The sequence below is a fragment of the Orrella dioscoreae genome, from assembly GCF_900089455.2.
In the GTDB taxonomy this organism is placed as follows: domain Bacteria; phylum Pseudomonadota; class Gammaproteobacteria; order Burkholderiales; family Burkholderiaceae_B; genus Orrella; species Orrella dioscoreae.
The window spans coordinates 3,940,148-3,954,846 of the sequence record NZ_LT907988.1; the positions used below are offsets into that span (position 1 = coordinate 3,940,148).

The window sequence follows — 14,699 nt, forward strand, 5'->3', positions numbered from 1 at the left end:
GCAGAAGATCAATATGATATAACATTTCAAATTCTGAGCAAAAACTTCGCCAAATGTCACGCTCAGGCTTCCGGACAGGGATGCCGCTCGCGCCAATGGCGGGCGATATCGATGCGGCGGCACACCCAGACACGGTCGTGCGTGCCCAGGTAGTCCAGGAAACGCTGCAATGCCGTGATCCGCCCTGGCCTGCCCAGCAGGCGGCAATGCATGCCGATGCTCATCATGCGCGGCGTCTCGGCGCCTTCGGCATACAAGGTGTCGAAGCTGTCCTTCAAATATTGGAAGAACGGGTCGGCGTGCGAATAGCCTTGCGGCAGCGCGAAACGCATGTCGTTGCAGTCCAGGGTGTAGGGCACGATCAGTTGCGGCACCTGCCTGCCGTCGCTGCGCGTCACCCGCAACCAGAACGGCAGGTCGTCTCCGTAATAGTCGCTGTCGTACAAAAAGCCGCCGTCGTCGGCCACCAGCCGGCGCGTGCGCGGGCTGTCGCGGCCGGTGTACCAGCCCAGCGGCCGCGCGCCCGTCATCTGCGTCAGCACATCGATGGCCCGCCGCATGTGATCGCGCTCGGTCGCCTCGTCGATCTCCTGGTAATGGATCCAGCGCCAGCCGTGGCAGGCGATTTCATGCTCCGCCGCCACCAGGGCATCGACCAGCTCGGGGTGCCGCGCCAGCGCCATGCCCACGCCGAACACGGTCAGGGGCAGGCCGCGCCGTTCGAATTCGCGCAGGATGCGCCACACACCCACGCGCGACCCATACTCGTAGATGCTCTCCATGCTCATGTGGCGTCCCGGATAGCTGGCCGGGTTGAACATCTCGGACAGGAACTGCTCCGAACCCGCATCGCCATGCAGCACGCTGTTCTCGCCCCCCTCTTCGTAGTTCAGCACGAACTGCACGGCGATCCTCGCGCCGCCCGGCCAGTCGGCATCGGGCACGTGGCGGCCATAGCCGATCAGGTCACGGGGGTAATCAGGGTCCAGCGGCGCTTGCGGCTTGCCGGCGAAGTCAGCAGTCATGGCGGGGGCACTCGTGTCGAAGGTCTTGCCGGCGGGTCACGCGCCAGCGGGTGGCCAATGCTGCAGTACCTTGGGCAGCGGCGGCGCATAGGTGCGGATCTTGGAGGTCTTCAAGCCCAGCCTGACCAGCGACTCGGCCACCGCCACCGCCGCTGTCACGCCGTCAACCACGGGCACGCCGGTGGCAAGGCGAACCTGCTCGTCCAGGCCCGCCATGCCACCACAGCCCAGGCACAGCACCTCCGCGCGGTCCTCGTCGACCGCCCGGCGCGCCTGGGCGACGATGGCCTCGCAAGCCTGCACCGGGCTTTCCTCCAGGTCAAGCACCGCCAGCCCGCTGGCGCGCACCGACGCGCAGCGCGCGTCCAGCCCGGCCAGCTTGAGCCGGTCCTCGATCAGGGGCACGGCACGGTCCAGGGTGGTGATGACCGAATACGAGCGCCCCAGGAACATGGCGACGCTGGCGGCGGCTTCGGTGATGTCGACCACCGGCACCGTCAACAGCTCCTGCAGGCCCTCGCGGCCATGCTCGCCGAAACCGGCCTGTATCACGGCATCGTAAGGACCGGCATACGCCCGCACGCACTCCATCACGGCCACGGCAGCCAGGTAGCTTTCGAAATTGCCTTCCACCGACGGCGCGCCGAAGGCGGGCGTCAGCCCCACGATCTCGGTGCCCGCGGCGGCCACCGCGCGCGCCTGCGCGGCAATGGTCTGCGTCATGGCATCCGTGGTATTGACGTTGACGACAAGCAGGCGCATCAGGCGGTCTCCGGAATGGCGTTGCGGGGCCGGGCGTGCACGCAGCGCACCTCGTGGCCCTCGCCTACCGTGACGATGGCAGGCACGGCCGACAGGCAGGCGGACTCGGCCCGCGCACAGCGCGGCGCGAACGCGCACCCCGCCGGCAGCGCGGACAGGTCGGGCGGAGACCCCGGAATCGTCTGCAGGCGTTCGCCCTTGCGCATCGCCCCGTGGGCGCGGCCATGCAGCAACGCGATGGTGTAGGGATGCTGCGGCGCCCGCAGCAATTGCGCCAGCGTGCCCTGCTCGACGATGCGCCCGCCATACATGACCGCCACCCGATCGGCGATCTCGGCGGCCGCGCCGATGTCGTGCGTCACGAACACGATGGACAAGCCCAGGTCGCGCTGCAGTTCGCGCAGCAGCAGCAGGATCTGGATCTGCACCGTCGCGTCCAGGGCCGTGGTCGGCTCGTCGGCCAGCAGCACCTTGGGGTTGCAGGACAGCGCCAGCGCAATCATCGCGCGCTGGCGCATGCCGCCGGACATCTCGTGCGGGTACGCCTGCAGGCGGCGCGCCGGACTGGGGATGCGCACGCGCTCGAACAGCGACAGCGCCTGGCTGCGCGCCTGCGTGGCACTTGCGCCGGTGTGGCGCCGCACCATCTCTTCGATCTGCTTGCCCACCGGATAGACCGGGTCCAGCGCCAACAGCGGCTCCTGGAAGATCATCGACACGACGGGGCCACGCATCGCGGCCAGCTGGCGCGCGTTCATGGCCATCACGTCCTGTCCGTCGACCCGCATCTGCCCGCGCATCGTGGTGCGCCGGGGCGGGTGCAGCCGCATCAGGGCGCGCAAGGTCACGCTCTTGCCCGAACCGGACTCGCCGATCAGCGCCACCGCCTCGCCGCGCGCCACATCCAGGCTGACGCCATTCAGGGCGTGCACGGTCTTGGCGCCAGCCTGGAAGCTGACCTCCAGGTCTCGGATGCGCACCAGCGCCTGGGTATCGGCCGTCATGCCAGTGCTCCCGAATTGGCATAGCCCGAACCGGGCTGATGCATCAGGCAGCGCACCGCATGCCCATCCTGAAGCACCACTTCAGGCGCCTGCGCCGCACAGGCCGCGCGCGCCTGCGCGCAACGCGTATGAAAGCGGCAACCCGAAGGCGGATCGATGGGATTGGGCGGGTCGCCGGACAGCGGCGCAGTCTGGGTGCGCTGCTCGGGATCGAGCGAGGGCATCGAGCGCAACAGGGCCTGCGTGTAGGGATGGCGCGGCGCATCGAAGACCTGATCGACCGGCCCCAGCTCGACCACCTCGCCCAGGTACATCACCATGACGCGGTCCGAGACATAACGCACGACGTTCAGGTCATGGCTGATGAACATATAGGTCAGCCCGAAATCCTGCTTCAGGTCGAGCAACAGGTTCAGCACCTGCCCCTCGACCGACTTGTCCAGGGCCGACACCGCCTCGTCCAGGATGACCAGCCGCGGGCGCAGCGCCAACGCGCGCGCGATGTTGACCCGCTGCCGCTGCCCGCCCGACAGCTCGTGCGGATACCGGCCGGCGAAACGCGCCGGGTCCAGCCCCACGCGGTCCAGCAGGTCGCGTGCAAGCGCCGTGGCCTCGCGCCTGGACGTGCCATGCACCACGGGCGAGAACGCCACCGAGTCCTCGATGGTCATGCGCGGGTTCAGCGACGAATAGCTGTCCTGGAACACCATCTGCGTCTGTCGCCGGAAAGCGCGCAGGTTCAGCGTGCGCGACCCCACGGTCTGCCCGTCGAACACCAGCTCGCCCCGGTCCTGCGCGATCAACTGCATCACCAGGCGCGCGGTGGTCGACTTGCCACAGCCCGACTCGCCGACCACGCCCAGGGTCTCGCCCTTGAGCACCTCGAAATCGACGCCGTCGACCGCGCGCACGGCCTTGCGCCCCTTGCGGCCAGCGAACAGTTCCTGCTTCAGCGGGAAGTGCTTGATCAGGCCCCGCACGCTCAGCAATGGCTGCGCGGGACCGCCCAGGTCTTCGTAGGCAGGCTGGGACCTGGAAAGCATCGTGCTCATTCCTTCACCTCCATGGCGCTGCGCAGTCCGTCGGACAGCAGGTTGAACGAGATGGACGTGATGAAGATCATGACGCCCGGCAGCGCCGCGACCCACGGCTGCGTGTAGATGGCCGTGCGCAGGGTATTGAGCATCAGGCCCCACTCCGGTTCCGGCGGACGCACGCCCAGCCCCAGGAAGGACAGGCCGGACGCCAGGATCATCGAGACCGAGATCAGGCTCGTGGCATAGACGAATATCGGTCCCAGCACGTTCGACAGGACGTGCACGCGCACGATGGTCACCGGGCCGGCCCCCGACGCACGCGCCGCATCGACGTAGTCGCTGCGGCGCACCTGCGTGGTCACGCTTTCGGCCACCCGCACGATCTGCGGAATGAACACGATGGTGAGCGAGATGATGGCGTTCAGGATGCCTGCCCCCAGCGTGCCCGACAGCGCGATGGCCAGCAGCACCGAGGGAAACGCAAAGAACACGTCGACCACGCGCATGATGACGGTGTTGGTCATGCCGCCGGCATAGCCCGCCAATATCCCCACGGCGCTCCCGATGACGAAGGCCGCGATCACGGGCACGATGCCCATGAAGAGCGACAAGCGCGCGCCCACCATGAGACGCGACAGCATGTCGCGGCCCAGTTCGTCGGCGCCCAGCGGATAGCCCTCGGTGCCGATCGGGCGCAGGCGCCGCAGCATCGACGCCTGGTACGGGTCGGCCGGCGTGATCCAAGGCGCCAGCAAGGCCACGATGATCAGCAGCAGGATCACGGCGCCGGCGCCCAGCGCGACGGGATCGCGACGCAGCCGGCGCAGGACGTTGGACCAGTAGCCGGGCGAACGCACGATGGGCAGGGTCGCGGCCGGCGTGGCGACAGCGGCGACGCGCAAGGTAGAGTCGGCCATCGCCTCAGCTCCTTTCGATGCGTGGATCGAACAGCCCCTGCAGGATGTCGACCAGCAGGTTCAGCACCACGAAGAACAGGGCCAGCACCAGGATCGTTCCCTGCAGCAGCGGCAGGTCACGCTGGAAGATGGCGGCGTTCAGCAGGAATCCGGTGCCGGGCCACGAGAAGACGGTTTCGATCAGGATCGAGCCGCCCAGCAGATAGCCCAGCTGCAGCCCCATCACCGCCAGCGCAGTGGGCGCACAGTTCTTCACCACATGCAGGAAGACGCCCAGGTCGGACAGGCCGCGCGCGCGCAGGCCCACCACGAACTCCTGGGACAGGGTTTCGGCCACCAGCGCCCGCACCGTCCGCGCGATGATGCCCATCGGGATCACCGACATGGTCACGGCGGGCAGGATCATGTGCCGGATGTGCGCCCAGTCGAACGCCCAATCGGCCGAACTGCCCGGCCCGGCGCCCGTCGGCGGCAGCCACATCAGCTGCGTCGAGAACACGATGACCAGCACCATGCCCAGCCAGTAGTGCGGCACGCTGACGCCGACCACCGACACGAACGACGCGATGCGGTCCATCACCGAGTTGCGGTAATAGCCCCCCACGAACCCCAGGAAGCTGCCCACGATGAAGCCCAGCACCGTGGCCACACAGGCAAGGCGCAAGGTGTTGCCAACCGCATGCCACACCTCGGTGGCCACCGGCCGACCCGTGGCGATGGAGACGCCCAGGTCGCCCTGCAGCGCCCGCCAGATCCAGGACAGGAATTGCTCCGGCAAGGGACGATCAAAGCCATACAGCGTCATCAACTGCCGCTGCAGCTCGACCGACGCGTCTGGCGGCAGGATCGACACCAGCGGATCGCCCGGCGCCAGATGGATCAGAAGAAAGCACAGCAGCGCAACGCCCACCATGATGGGCAAGGCGTAGGCGACGCGCCGAAAGACATACCCGAGCATGAGCATCCCCCGAAAGCGTACCGGCCGCCCCGCGAGCGGCCGGCGGGTTCAACATCAGTCGATCGACATCGTGGCGATATCGATGAACCAGCTCTTGGGCTGCACCACGCCCTTGACCTTGGGCGAGATCGCACGCGGGCCGACGTCGTGCGCGATCCACACGAACGGGGCTTCCTCGACCACGCGCGCATGCAGCTTGGCAAGCGCGGCGTCGCGCTCGGCGGGCGTGAAGGTGGTGCGCGCCGCCGCGATCAGGCCGTCGATCTCGGCGTTGCCGAAGTAGCCCCAGTTGTTGGAGACCGGCGGGAAGGTCTTGGTGCTGACGAAACGCACCATCGCGAAGAACGGATCCATCGAGGCGTAGCTGACGTTGATGGCGTCGCTGCCATTGGCCGAGGGATCCTTCGCCCCCTTGCGCCAGTTCGTGAACAAGGTGTTCCACTCGACCACGTCGAAGGTCACGTCGAAGTAGCACTCCTTCAGGTTCTGCTGCACGTACTCGTTCATGGGCAGCGGCTGCATCTGGCCGGACCCCGACGCCGAGGTCTGCACCTTCACCTTGATCGGCTTGGCCTTGGAATAGCCCGCCTCTGCCATCAGCTTGCGCGCGGCCTCGGGGTCGTACTTGATGTCGAACGTGGGGTTGCCCCACCACGGGTGGCCCGGGGGCACGGTGCCCTTGGGCTCGCCCATCATGCCCCCCAGCAGCTGCTTGAGCTCGCCGCGATTCACGCACAGGTTGGCGGCATGGCGCACACGGCGGTCCAGCCAGGGCGACCCCTCATTGAACGACAACTGCCACGGCCACACGTGCGGCTGCTCGTTGGAATAGATCACGAAGCCACGGCTCTTGATGGCGTCGAAGGCATCCGGCGCCGGCGCCTCGATCCAGTCCACCTGCCCCGACATCAGCGCGGCGGTGCGGGCATTGGCTTCCGGCAAGGGCAGCAGCACGACGCGGTCGATCTTGGGCCGGCGCTTCTCGTCCCAGTATTGGTCGTTCTTCACCAGTTCCAGCCGTTCACGCGGCACGAAGCTCGCCATCTTGAAGGGCCCCGTGCCCGACGCATCGACCGCGAAGGCCGCCCAGGCCCGCTGCGAGCGCTCCGCCGCATCGGTGACGGAGGCCGGCACCTCCGCCAGCTTCTTCTGCCAATGCGCCGGAGACGCCATGTACAGGTTGGTCAGGTTGATGGGAAGAAAGGAGTCGGGCTCCGAGGTCTTCAACTCGACGGTCAGGTCATCGATCTTGCGCGCCGACCTCAGCGTGGGCATGCGCGAGGCGGTGACGCCCACCTGGCTGGCATCGAATTGCGGCGCGCTCTTGTCCAGCACCTTGCCCACGTTCCAGACCACGGCGTCGGCATTGAAGGGCGAGCCGTCGTGGAAGGTCACGCCGGGGCGCAGCTTGAACACCCACACGGTGTTGTCCTTGGCGTCCACTTCCCACGACTCGGCCAGATCCGGAATCAGCACGCTCGGACCGTCCTTCTGCGACAGGTCCCATTGCGTCAACCCGTCGTACATCGGAATACCGGTAAAGCGATTGCCCTCGAAGCCCTGGTCGGGCTGGCCCAGCGTGCGCGGGATGTCGCCCGCCGTCATGCCGATGCGCAGCACCTTCTCGGCTTGCGCCACCCCAGGGAGCGTCAGCGCGGCGCCGGCCGCCAGCATGGCTACCGCGGCAGCGAGGGTCTTGATGCGAATACTCCGTGTCTGCATTTTTGATCTCCGAAGTCTTGCGTAGGCAAGGCGTCATGGGAAAGGTCCAACACTGACGACGGTTCGCGCGGGGTGCTCCCGAACAAACTGCGCACAGAGTTAGTACACAATCTGAGCATGCAATATCCATGCCAACGCTCGCAATCCTGCGGAAATGACGGCGGGATACAGGGTAATCACGGAGAGTCTGCCGGCAATCGCGCCACGACGATCCTGGCCTCGACCAGGAAAATTCATGCGCGATGCGCGGCATGGGAGGGCGTGCGCGGCACACGCAGCAGAGCCACCCGGACGGGGGTGGACACCGACGCACCATCCCGATGCATCGGCGCCTTGCACTGGTGCAAGCGTCAGTCAGCCACGCCCGCGCGCGCCAGCATCGCGTGCAGCAGGACATTGCAGCCGGCCTCGAGATGGTCGGGCCGCGCGTCTTCGATCTCGTTGTGGCTGATCCCGTCCTTGCAGGGCACGAAGATCATGGCCGCGGGCGCGACGCGTGCCATATACACCGCGTCATGGCCCGCACCGCTGACCACGTCCATGGCCGACAGCCCCAGCGCGGCCGCCCCCTGGCGCACGGACTGCACCAGCTCCTGCGCGAACGGCTGCGGCGGGAAATACACCACCTGCTCGACCTGGGCGCTGACACCGCCGCGCTCCGCCGCCGCCGCGACCGCCGCGCGCAGCGCGGTGTCCATCGCCGACAGCGTCTTGTCGTCGGCGGCGCGCATATCCACCGTGAACCGGACGCGGCCCGGAATCACGTTGCGCGAATTGGGGAACACGTCCATCCAGCCCACCGTCGCGCGCGCATTGGGCGCATGGGCCAGCGCGATGTCGTTGGCGGCGCGCACCACGTCGGACGCGGCCAGCAAGGCGTCGTGGCGCAGCGGCATCGGCGTCGGTCCCGCGTGCGCCTCCACGCCCGTCAGCACCACGTCATACCAGCGCTGCCCCAGCGCGGCCGTCACCACGCCGATCACCGTGTCGGCATTCTCTAGCACGGGGCCCTGCTCGATGTGCGCCTCGAAATAGGCCGCGACGCCGTCGGCCCGTGCCGGCGGCACCGGTTCCGCGCCCGCATACCCGATGCTTGCCAAGGCCTCGCGCACGCTCACGCCTTCGCGATCCGCCTGGCCCAAGGCATGGTCAAGCGTGAAGGCGCCGGCATAGACGCCCGAGCCCATCATGACGGGCACGAAGCGCGAGCCCTCCTCGTTGGTCCAGACCACCAGCTCCAGCGGGGCCTCGGTCTGGATGCCGGCGTCGTTGAGCGTGCGCAGCACCTCCAGCCCGGCCAGCACGCCATAGTTGCCGTCGAACTTGCCGCCGGTGGGCTGCGTGTCGATGTGGCTGCCGGTCATGACCACCGGCAGCGTGTCGCTGCGCCCAGCGCGGCGCGCAAAGATATTGCCGATCGCGTCGACGCGGATCTCGCAGCCGGCGTCCCTGGCCCAGGCACAGAACAGGTCACGGCCCTGCCGGTCGAGATCGGTCAGCGCCAGGCGGCAGACTCCGCCTTTCTCCGTGGCGCCGATGCGGGCGAGGTCCATCAGGGACTGCCAGAGGCGAGTGCCGTCGATGTGTATGTCGGTGTGGGTGTCGGGGGCTGCGGAATGCATGGGGGCTCCTGGCAACGGGAAGGGGGGATGCTTGGGGTGGGTAAAGCATCGCATCTTCGTCCGATTCTGCAAACCAGAAATTGCGGAGAGCCGCATGGGGACTGGGTCTTGGGGTGCACCGGGTTTGTGCAGGATGTGGTGCATGGGGCTGTGTTCAGAGGGTATCGCCCGGACATCCTGGGCGATACCCCGCCAGCCTGACGGCCACCAAGCCGGACAGGCCTGGCCTTGGGTGCGGCCATGCACCCTACTGCGCCTGCACCCCCGCCGCCTGGACCACCGGCCGCCATTTCCGGATATCCGCCTGGATGATCTCGCGGAATTCCGCGGGCGTGACCGGCCTGGGCTCGGCGCCCTGCGCCGCGATGGCGTCCACCACCTCCTTGGCCTTCAGCATCTGGTTCAACTCCCCGCTCAGCTTTTCCAGCACGGCGGGCGGCGTCTTGGCTGGCGCAACCAGGCCGTACCAGACGCGCACGTCGAAGTCCTTGTAGCCCGACTCCGCCACCGTCGGCACATCCGGCAGCAGCGGACTGCGGGTCAGCGACGTGACCGCCAGCGCGCGCACCTTGCCGGACTGGATCTGCGAAAAGGCCGAGGGAATCGACGTGAACATCAAGGGCACCTGCCCGCCCAGCAGATCCGCCATGGCCGGACCGGAGCCGCGATAGGGCACGTGCTGCATCTTGATACCCGCCACCTGCTGGAAAAGCTCCCCGGCAAGATGGGTGATCGTGCCAGCGCCTGGCGAGGCATAGTTGATGCTGCCGGGCTGGCGCTTGCCCTGCTCCACCACGTGCTTCAAGGTCGGGAACGGCGAGCCATCGCGGGTCACGATGACCAGCGGTGTCTCTCCCACCAGCCCCACCGGCGCGAAATCCTTGGTGCTGTGGTAGTTGATCTGCTTGTAGACCTCGGGCGCGATGACCATGTTGTCGATCTGCGCCAGGACAAGCTCGTAGCCATCGGGCTGCGCCCTGGCCACCGATGCCAGCCCCACCGTGCCGCCCGCGCCCGCGCGGTTCTCCGGCACCACGTTCCAGCCCTTGCCCGAGCCCAGGCCCTTGGCCACCACGCGGCCCAGGAAATCGGTGCCCCCGCCCGGCGGAAAGGGAATCACCAGGCGGATGGGCTTGTCCGGATACTGCTGCGCGACGGACGGGCTCGCCAACATCAGCGCCGCCGGCGCCAGCAGTCCCGCAAGTGCGATACGCATCTTGTTCATGTCTCCTCCGTTATCGTTTGTGGCACTTCTGTGCTGCACGCTCGGCGGGCCGCCTCTGCGGGCGTAGTCGCCGGCGTCTTGCGGGGGAGGTCTAGACGATGCCTTCCTCACGCAATCTTTCCAGTTCCGCCGCGCCCACGCCGATGCCTGCCAACACGGCAGCCGTATCGCCGCCCAGGGCCGGTGCGGGATGCCGCAACCGGCATGGCGCCTGCGAGAACTTGATGGGGAACCCCAGCATCCGCACGGGTCCGTGGCCGGGATGCTCGACATCGATGGCCATCTGCTGGTCACGCACCTGCGGATCCTCGAACACCTCGGGCACGCTCAGCACCGGCCCGCAAGGCACGCCGTGGCGGTTGCACTGCTCGATCCAGTACGCCGTCTCGCGCTGGCGGGTGCGCGCCTGGATGACCTCGCGCAAGGCTGGCCGGTTCCGCATGCGCAGGGCATTCGTGGCGAAGTCCGGATGCGCCTGCAGCGCCGGCATTTCCAGCGCATTCAGCAGGCGGACATACATGGTGTCGTTGCTGGGCGCGATGGCAACCTGGCCGTCGGCGGTCTCGAACAAGCCATAGGGCGCCACCAGCGCGTGGTCATTGCCGTTGCGCAGCGGCGCCGTGCCGCTGGCGAAATAGTTCGACGCCTGGAAGCTGAGCAGGTTGATCATGCTGGAGAGCAGGCTCACGCTCAAGGATTCGCCCTGGCCGCTGCGCTCGCGCCGCAGCAAGGCGGCCACGATGCCCAGCGCGGCGTGCAGCCCCGCCACCAGATCGCTGACCGGCGGCCCCGCCCGCAAGGGCGGGCCATCGGCCTCGCCGTTCACGCTCATGAATCCGCTCATCGCCTGCGCGATGAAATCGAAGGCAGGCCGGTCACGGTACGGCCCGCTGGTGCCAAAGCCATTGATGCCGCAATGCACGATGTCCGGACGCAGCGCTTTCAGCGCCTCGGGCGACAGGCCCAGCTTGTCCATCACCCCTGGCCGGAAGTTCTCCACCACCACGTCGCTCTTGCGCACCAGCGCCGCCAGCAGGGCCTTGCCTTCGTCGCTGTAGAGATCCAGCGTCACCGACAGCTTGTTGCGGTTGTAGTTGGCGAAGTACCAGCTGAAGCCTTCGTGCAGCTCGCCCTGCTTGCGCACCGGGTCGCCTTCCCCCGGCGCTTCGATCTTGATCACTTCGGCGCCCATGTCGGCCAGCAGGGCCGAACAGAACGGGCCGGAAATGATGCGTGTCAGGTCCAGGACCCGGATTCCAGTCAAAGGCATATCGTCGCGCATCCGTCTGCTTAACCGTGGGCCGCGCCAATACTCTCAAGGGAGTGCAGCGCCAGGCGGGGGCCCGCCCGCATCACCTGGCCGGGCAAGGGCCGCCCGATGATGCTTTCCAAGCTGCGCGCGGCGCCCACCAGCGACGCCAGGTCGATGCCCGTGGCGATATCCATCTCGTCCAGCAGATTCACGAGGTCTTCCGTGCAGATGTTGCCCGTGGCGCCCGGCGCGAAAGGACAGCCACCCATGCCGCCCAGCGACGACTCATAGGTCGTGATGCCCAACTGCAGGCCCGTCATCACGTTCACGAGACCGATGCCCCGCGTATTGTGGAAATGCAGCGAGATGGAAAGCCCGGGAAATTCTTGCTGGAGCCGCGTCACCGTTTGCGTGACCAGCACGGGCGTCGCCATGCCCGTGGTGTCGCCCAAGGTAATGCCGTCGAAGCCGTGCTCCACATAGCGCGCCACGATCTTGTCGATGTTCGCCTCAGGCACGTCGCCTTCGAAAGGACAGCCGAAAGCCGTGGCCACCGCACCCTTGCGCCTGAGGGACTGGCCGCGCGTCAGCGCCGCGATCTCGTCGATGTCCTGCAAGGAACGGTCGATGGACCGGTTCAGGTTCTTTGCGTTGTGGCTTTCCGACGCCGAGACAAACACCACGATCTCATCGGCCCCGGCCTGCATGGCACGCTCGGCCCCTTTTGCGTTCGGCGCCAGCACCGACAGCACCAGGCCCGGCACCCGGCGCGCGCCGGCCAGCACCTCGGCCGCATCCCGCATCTGCGGCACAGCCCGCGGTGACACGAAAGAGGTGGCTTCGATATGGCGCACGCCTGCATCGATCAGGCGATTGAGCAGCGCGACCTTGTCCTCGGTGGACACGAAGGCCGCTTCGCTTTGCAGCCCGTCACGCAAGCCAACTTCGATGACATCGACCCGGGTAGGCAAGGGCATGGCTGTCTCCTTATTGTCTTTTGACCATTGTTCCTGGCCATGATGGTCTGGGAACAACGGCCGGACAATTCGCAGTTTTTCCGCCAGCCATCGCGGATGGCGATGGCTTTGCCCGAGGTGTGCCTGGGTTTACTCCGCAGCCCGCGCCGAGGCCAGCAAATGCTGCAGCAACAGCTTCGCCGCGCTGGACTGCGTGTCATCCGCGCGCAGGCAGATGGACAGGCGCCGGTGGGCCCACTCGTCGGTCAGCTTGACGAGCTTCACCCCTTCCTGGCGATACAGCGCCAGCGCCTTCAGCGGCATCACCCCGATGCCCAGCCCCGCATGCACCAATGCCACCAGGGCATCGTAGGACGTGGCATGGAAACGCACCCGCCACTCTCGATTGGCCTCGTTGGCCCGCCGATGCAGCATGAAGCTGGCCGCGCTGCCCCGGTGCATGCCAACGTGTTCGTAATCCAGCGTCTGCACGAAGGACAGCGACCGACGGCGCGCCAGCGGGTGGCCTGCCGGCACCAGCAGGGCCATCTCGTCCTTGTGATACGGATAGTGGACCAGGCCCTCGCGGTCGTCCGACAGGAAGAACACGCCAATGTCCGCTTCGCTTTCCGCCACGGCGCGCGTCACCACGCTGCTGACACGCTCCTCCAGGTCCACCCGCACGCCGGGGTGCTCGGCCAGGAAGCTTTTCAGCTCACCCGGCAGGAATTGGGTGATGGAGGACAGGTTTGCGAACAGCCGTACGTGGCCGCGTACACCGTGGGCGTGGTCCTGGATCTGCGCGGACAGGTCGGCGGCCTGCCTGAGCATCAGGCGCGCGCCGCGGGCCAGGGAGCGGCCTGCGGAGGTGGCAGATACGCCGCGGGCATGGCGGGTCAGCAGCGGCATGCCCGCGGAGCGTTCGAGTTCGCTGATGCGTTTGCTGAGGGCGGAGGCGGCGATATGTTCGCGCTCGGCGGCGGCGGAGATGCTGCCGGTGTCCAGGACGGCCAGGAAGAGTTGGAGGGTGGTCAGGTCGAAGCGCATGGGGGTTTCTGCTTTTATCAAGCCAGATGCCTGGGAACGGAACAGCCCTCTTCGCCGGTAATGCCGGCAAAGCACGCATCATGGATTCAGCGGAAAAACGAACCTGAACGTGCTGGCCCAGCCTGCCTCCTCGTCGACCTTGCCATGGACTGCCTGATCTATCACTGATATTTATCCGGAACCGGGTGGGTCCGGCAGTCAAAGGGACCGTCAGCGCCGCTTCCGCGAATACGGGCTTGAAAGAACTGGCGCTTTGAGCTTGCCCTCAGCAGATCCGCCACTGTTGCGGCATCCATGTCGCAGTAGTGGTAGTAAGTCTTCTTGAGTCGGATGACCATGTATCGCTCTGCCCGATCGTAGCAAATACGCGAAACGTCACTGTTCTCCCTGACGTCGGTACACGAGAAGGCAGCCAACGACACGGGGCCATGATATTTGACTTGCACGGTCTCTGCCTTGGCTGCCTGGCACATCAAGGCAAGCATCGAAAAAATGATAAGTCTCAAATCCGCCTCCCTTGTTGGGCTCAACGGTACCTGCGCACCGGGTCGTTGATCTGCCTGAGATGGCAGATCGATACCACGGCTGCATTGGCTATTGGAAACTTCCGAGCTCCAAACTGGATGACCGAAACGTCAAGGTAGGTGAACGTGGAGGTCAATGCTCGGTCGAGTTGGAATTAACGGCTTATAAATAGCAATTACTTAGCATAACTGCTCGGACCTGCCAGTCGGGTCTCCCTGCCTTAACTAAAGACATGCGCCGAAATCAGCCTGGAGATTTCGACGATGGATGTCTTGCCGGTGAACTCGAACCTCACCTTTCCGAGCGAGGAAAAATAAATCTCCAGCTCGGAATCCAGATCAAAAGTCCCGGATGTTTCAACGGAATAGGCCACGATATTTTTGTACGGCAATGAGGAGAAATCCTTTTTACTGCCGGTGATGCCCTGCACGTTGACAGCGATGATGCGCTTATTGGTAAAAACCACGCCGTCACGCATGGACTTGTATGAGTCAATGACGCGTTCGCCTTCCAAAAGCAAGTCAGTCACGCGGTCCGCGTACTCATCATTGCGTTTCAGCTTGAAAAAACCTTTGTTATTGAAATCAATCATTGGATTCAGACCCGCCACAATAAAAATCAGGGATAATTCGGGAATTTTTCAGCCC

14 protein-coding genes are annotated in these 14,699 nt (G+C 66.1%); all 14 read right to left on the reverse strand.

Annotated elements, in window-relative coordinates:
• Positions 1-62: 62 nt before the first annotated feature.
• Entirely contained in the window at positions 63-1,025 is a 963-nt protein-coding gene (gene puuE, locus ODI_RS18235; protein WP_067749756.1) for an allantoinase PuuE, read from the reverse strand.
• Positions 1,026-1,061: 36 nt separating this feature from the next.
• A complete protein-coding gene (locus tag ODI_RS18240; protein ID WP_067749758.1) occupies positions 1,062-1,787 on the reverse strand; it encodes an aspartate/glutamate racemase family protein in 726 nt (241 codons plus the stop codon).
• On the reverse strand, positions 1,787-2,791 hold the full coding sequence (locus tag ODI_RS18245) for an ABC transporter ATP-binding protein (protein WP_067749759.1): 1,005 nt from the start codon (positions 2,789-2,791) through the stop codon (positions 1,787-1,789). The genes ODI_RS18240 and ODI_RS18245 overlap by 1 nt, the downstream gene beginning before the upstream one ends.
• The gene (locus tag ODI_RS18250) at positions 2,788-3,843 is read right to left on the reverse strand and encodes an ABC transporter ATP-binding protein (RefSeq protein ID WP_067749761.1); all 1,056 of its coding nucleotides are present in this window, start codon (positions 3,841-3,843) and stop codon (positions 2,788-2,790) included. The genes ODI_RS18245 and ODI_RS18250 overlap by 4 nt, the downstream gene beginning before the upstream one ends.
• Positions 3,840-4,745 (reverse strand): ABC transporter permease, encoded by a 906-nt coding sequence (locus ODI_RS18255; RefSeq protein WP_067749763.1) that lies wholly within the window; start codon positions 4,743-4,745, stop codon positions 3,840-3,842. Before ODI_RS18255 ends, ODI_RS18250 begins: the two co-directional genes overlap by 4 nt.
• A gap of 4 nt (positions 4,746-4,749) precedes the next feature.
• Positions 4,750-5,703, reverse strand: a complete 954-nt coding sequence (locus tag ODI_RS18260) for an ABC transporter permease (RefSeq protein WP_067749913.1) — start codon at positions 5,701-5,703, stop codon at positions 4,750-4,752.
• Positions 5,704-5,757: 54 nt separating this feature from the next.
• Complete coding sequence (locus tag ODI_RS18265) at positions 5,758-7,425, reverse strand: ABC transporter substrate-binding protein (RefSeq protein ID WP_067749765.1); 1,668 nt, start codon at positions 7,423-7,425, stop codon at positions 5,758-5,760.
• A 350-nt stretch (positions 7,426-7,775) separates the two neighbouring features.
• Positions 7,776-9,047: a Zn-dependent hydrolase gene (locus ODI_RS18270; protein WP_067749767.1), complete on the reverse strand. Its 1,272-nt coding sequence runs from the start codon at positions 9,045-9,047 to the stop codon at positions 7,776-7,778.
• A gap of 247 nt (positions 9,048-9,294) precedes the next feature.
• The gene (locus ODI_RS18275) at positions 9,295-10,263 is read right to left on the reverse strand and encodes a Bug family tripartite tricarboxylate transporter substrate binding protein (protein WP_082985149.1); all 969 of its coding nucleotides are present in this window, start codon (positions 10,261-10,263) and stop codon (positions 9,295-9,297) included.
• A 100-nt stretch (positions 10,264-10,363) separates the two neighbouring features.
• A complete protein-coding gene (locus ODI_RS18280; RefSeq protein ID WP_082985150.1) occupies positions 10,364-11,542 on the reverse strand; it encodes a CaiB/BaiF CoA transferase family protein in 1,179 nt (392 codons plus the stop codon).
• A gap of 20 nt (positions 11,543-11,562) precedes the next feature.
• Positions 11,563-12,501, reverse strand: coding sequence for a hydroxymethylglutaryl-CoA lyase (locus tag ODI_RS18285; RefSeq protein WP_067749771.1), 939 nt, complete (start codon positions 12,499-12,501; stop codon positions 11,563-11,565).
• A gap of 129 nt (positions 12,502-12,630) precedes the next feature.
• Positions 12,631-13,527: a LysR family transcriptional regulator gene (locus ODI_RS18290; RefSeq protein WP_067749773.1), complete on the reverse strand. Its 897-nt coding sequence runs from the start codon at positions 13,525-13,527 to the stop codon at positions 12,631-12,633.
• Positions 13,528-13,688: 161 nt separating this feature from the next.
• Positions 13,689-14,012: a KTSC domain-containing protein gene (locus ODI_RS22650; RefSeq protein WP_331716320.1), complete on the reverse strand. Its 324-nt coding sequence runs from the start codon at positions 14,010-14,012 to the stop codon at positions 13,689-13,691.
• A 260-nt stretch (positions 14,013-14,272) separates the two neighbouring features.
• Positions 14,273-14,644: a PH domain-containing protein gene (locus tag ODI_RS18300; RefSeq protein ID WP_067749775.1), complete on the reverse strand. Its 372-nt coding sequence runs from the start codon at positions 14,642-14,644 to the stop codon at positions 14,273-14,275.
• Positions 14,645-14,699: the final 55 nt, after the last annotated feature.

Excerpts from the sequence above, each read along its gene's own strand:
- ODI_RS18240 (WP_067749758.1), bottom strand. The coding sequence starts at position 1,787 with ATGCGCCTGCTTGTCGTCAACGTCAATACCACGGATGCCATGACGCAG.
- ODI_RS18290 (WP_067749773.1), bottom strand. The coding sequence starts at position 13,527 with ATGCGCTTCGACCTGACCACCCTCCAACTCTTCCTGGCCGTCCTGGAC.
- puuE (WP_067749756.1), bottom strand. The coding sequence starts at position 1,025 with ATGACTGCTGACTTCGCCGGCAAGCCGCAAGCGCCGCTGGACCCTGAT.
- ODI_RS18270 (WP_067749767.1), bottom strand. The coding sequence starts at position 9,047 with ATGCATTCCGCAGCCCCCGACACCCACACCGACATACACATCGACGGC.
- ODI_RS18280 (WP_082985150.1), bottom strand. The coding sequence starts at position 11,542 with ATGCCTTTGACTGGAATCCGGGTCCTGGACCTGACACGCATCATTTCC.
- ODI_RS22650 (WP_331716320.1), bottom strand. The coding sequence starts at position 14,012 with ATGCTTGCCTTGATGTGCCAGGCAGCCAAGGCAGAGACCGTGCAAGTC.
- ODI_RS18260 (WP_067749913.1), bottom strand. The coding sequence starts at position 5,703 with ATGCTCGGGTATGTCTTTCGGCGCGTCGCCTACGCCTTGCCCATCATG.
- ODI_RS18275 (WP_082985149.1), bottom strand. The coding sequence starts at position 10,263 with ATGCGTATCGCACTTGCGGGACTGCTGGCGCCGGCGGCGCTGATGTTG.
- ODI_RS18250 (WP_067749761.1), bottom strand. The coding sequence starts at position 3,843 with ATGAGCACGATGCTTTCCAGGTCCCAGCCTGCCTACGAAGACCTGGGC.
- ODI_RS18300 (WP_067749775.1), bottom strand. The coding sequence starts at position 14,644 with ATGATTGATTTCAATAACAAAGGTTTTTTCAAGCTGAAACGCAATGAT.
- ODI_RS18265 (WP_067749765.1), bottom strand. The coding sequence starts at position 7,425 with ATGCAGACACGGAGTATTCGCATCAAGACCCTCGCTGCCGCGGTAGCC.
- ODI_RS18255 (WP_067749763.1), bottom strand. The coding sequence starts at position 4,745 with ATGGCCGACTCTACCTTGCGCGTCGCCGCTGTCGCCACGCCGGCCGCG.
- ODI_RS18285 (WP_067749771.1), bottom strand. The coding sequence starts at position 12,501 with ATGCCCTTGCCTACCCGGGTCGATGTCATCGAAGTTGGCTTGCGTGAC.
- ODI_RS18245 (WP_067749759.1), bottom strand. The coding sequence starts at position 2,791 with ATGACGGCCGATACCCAGGCGCTGGTGCGCATCCGAGACCTGGAGGTC.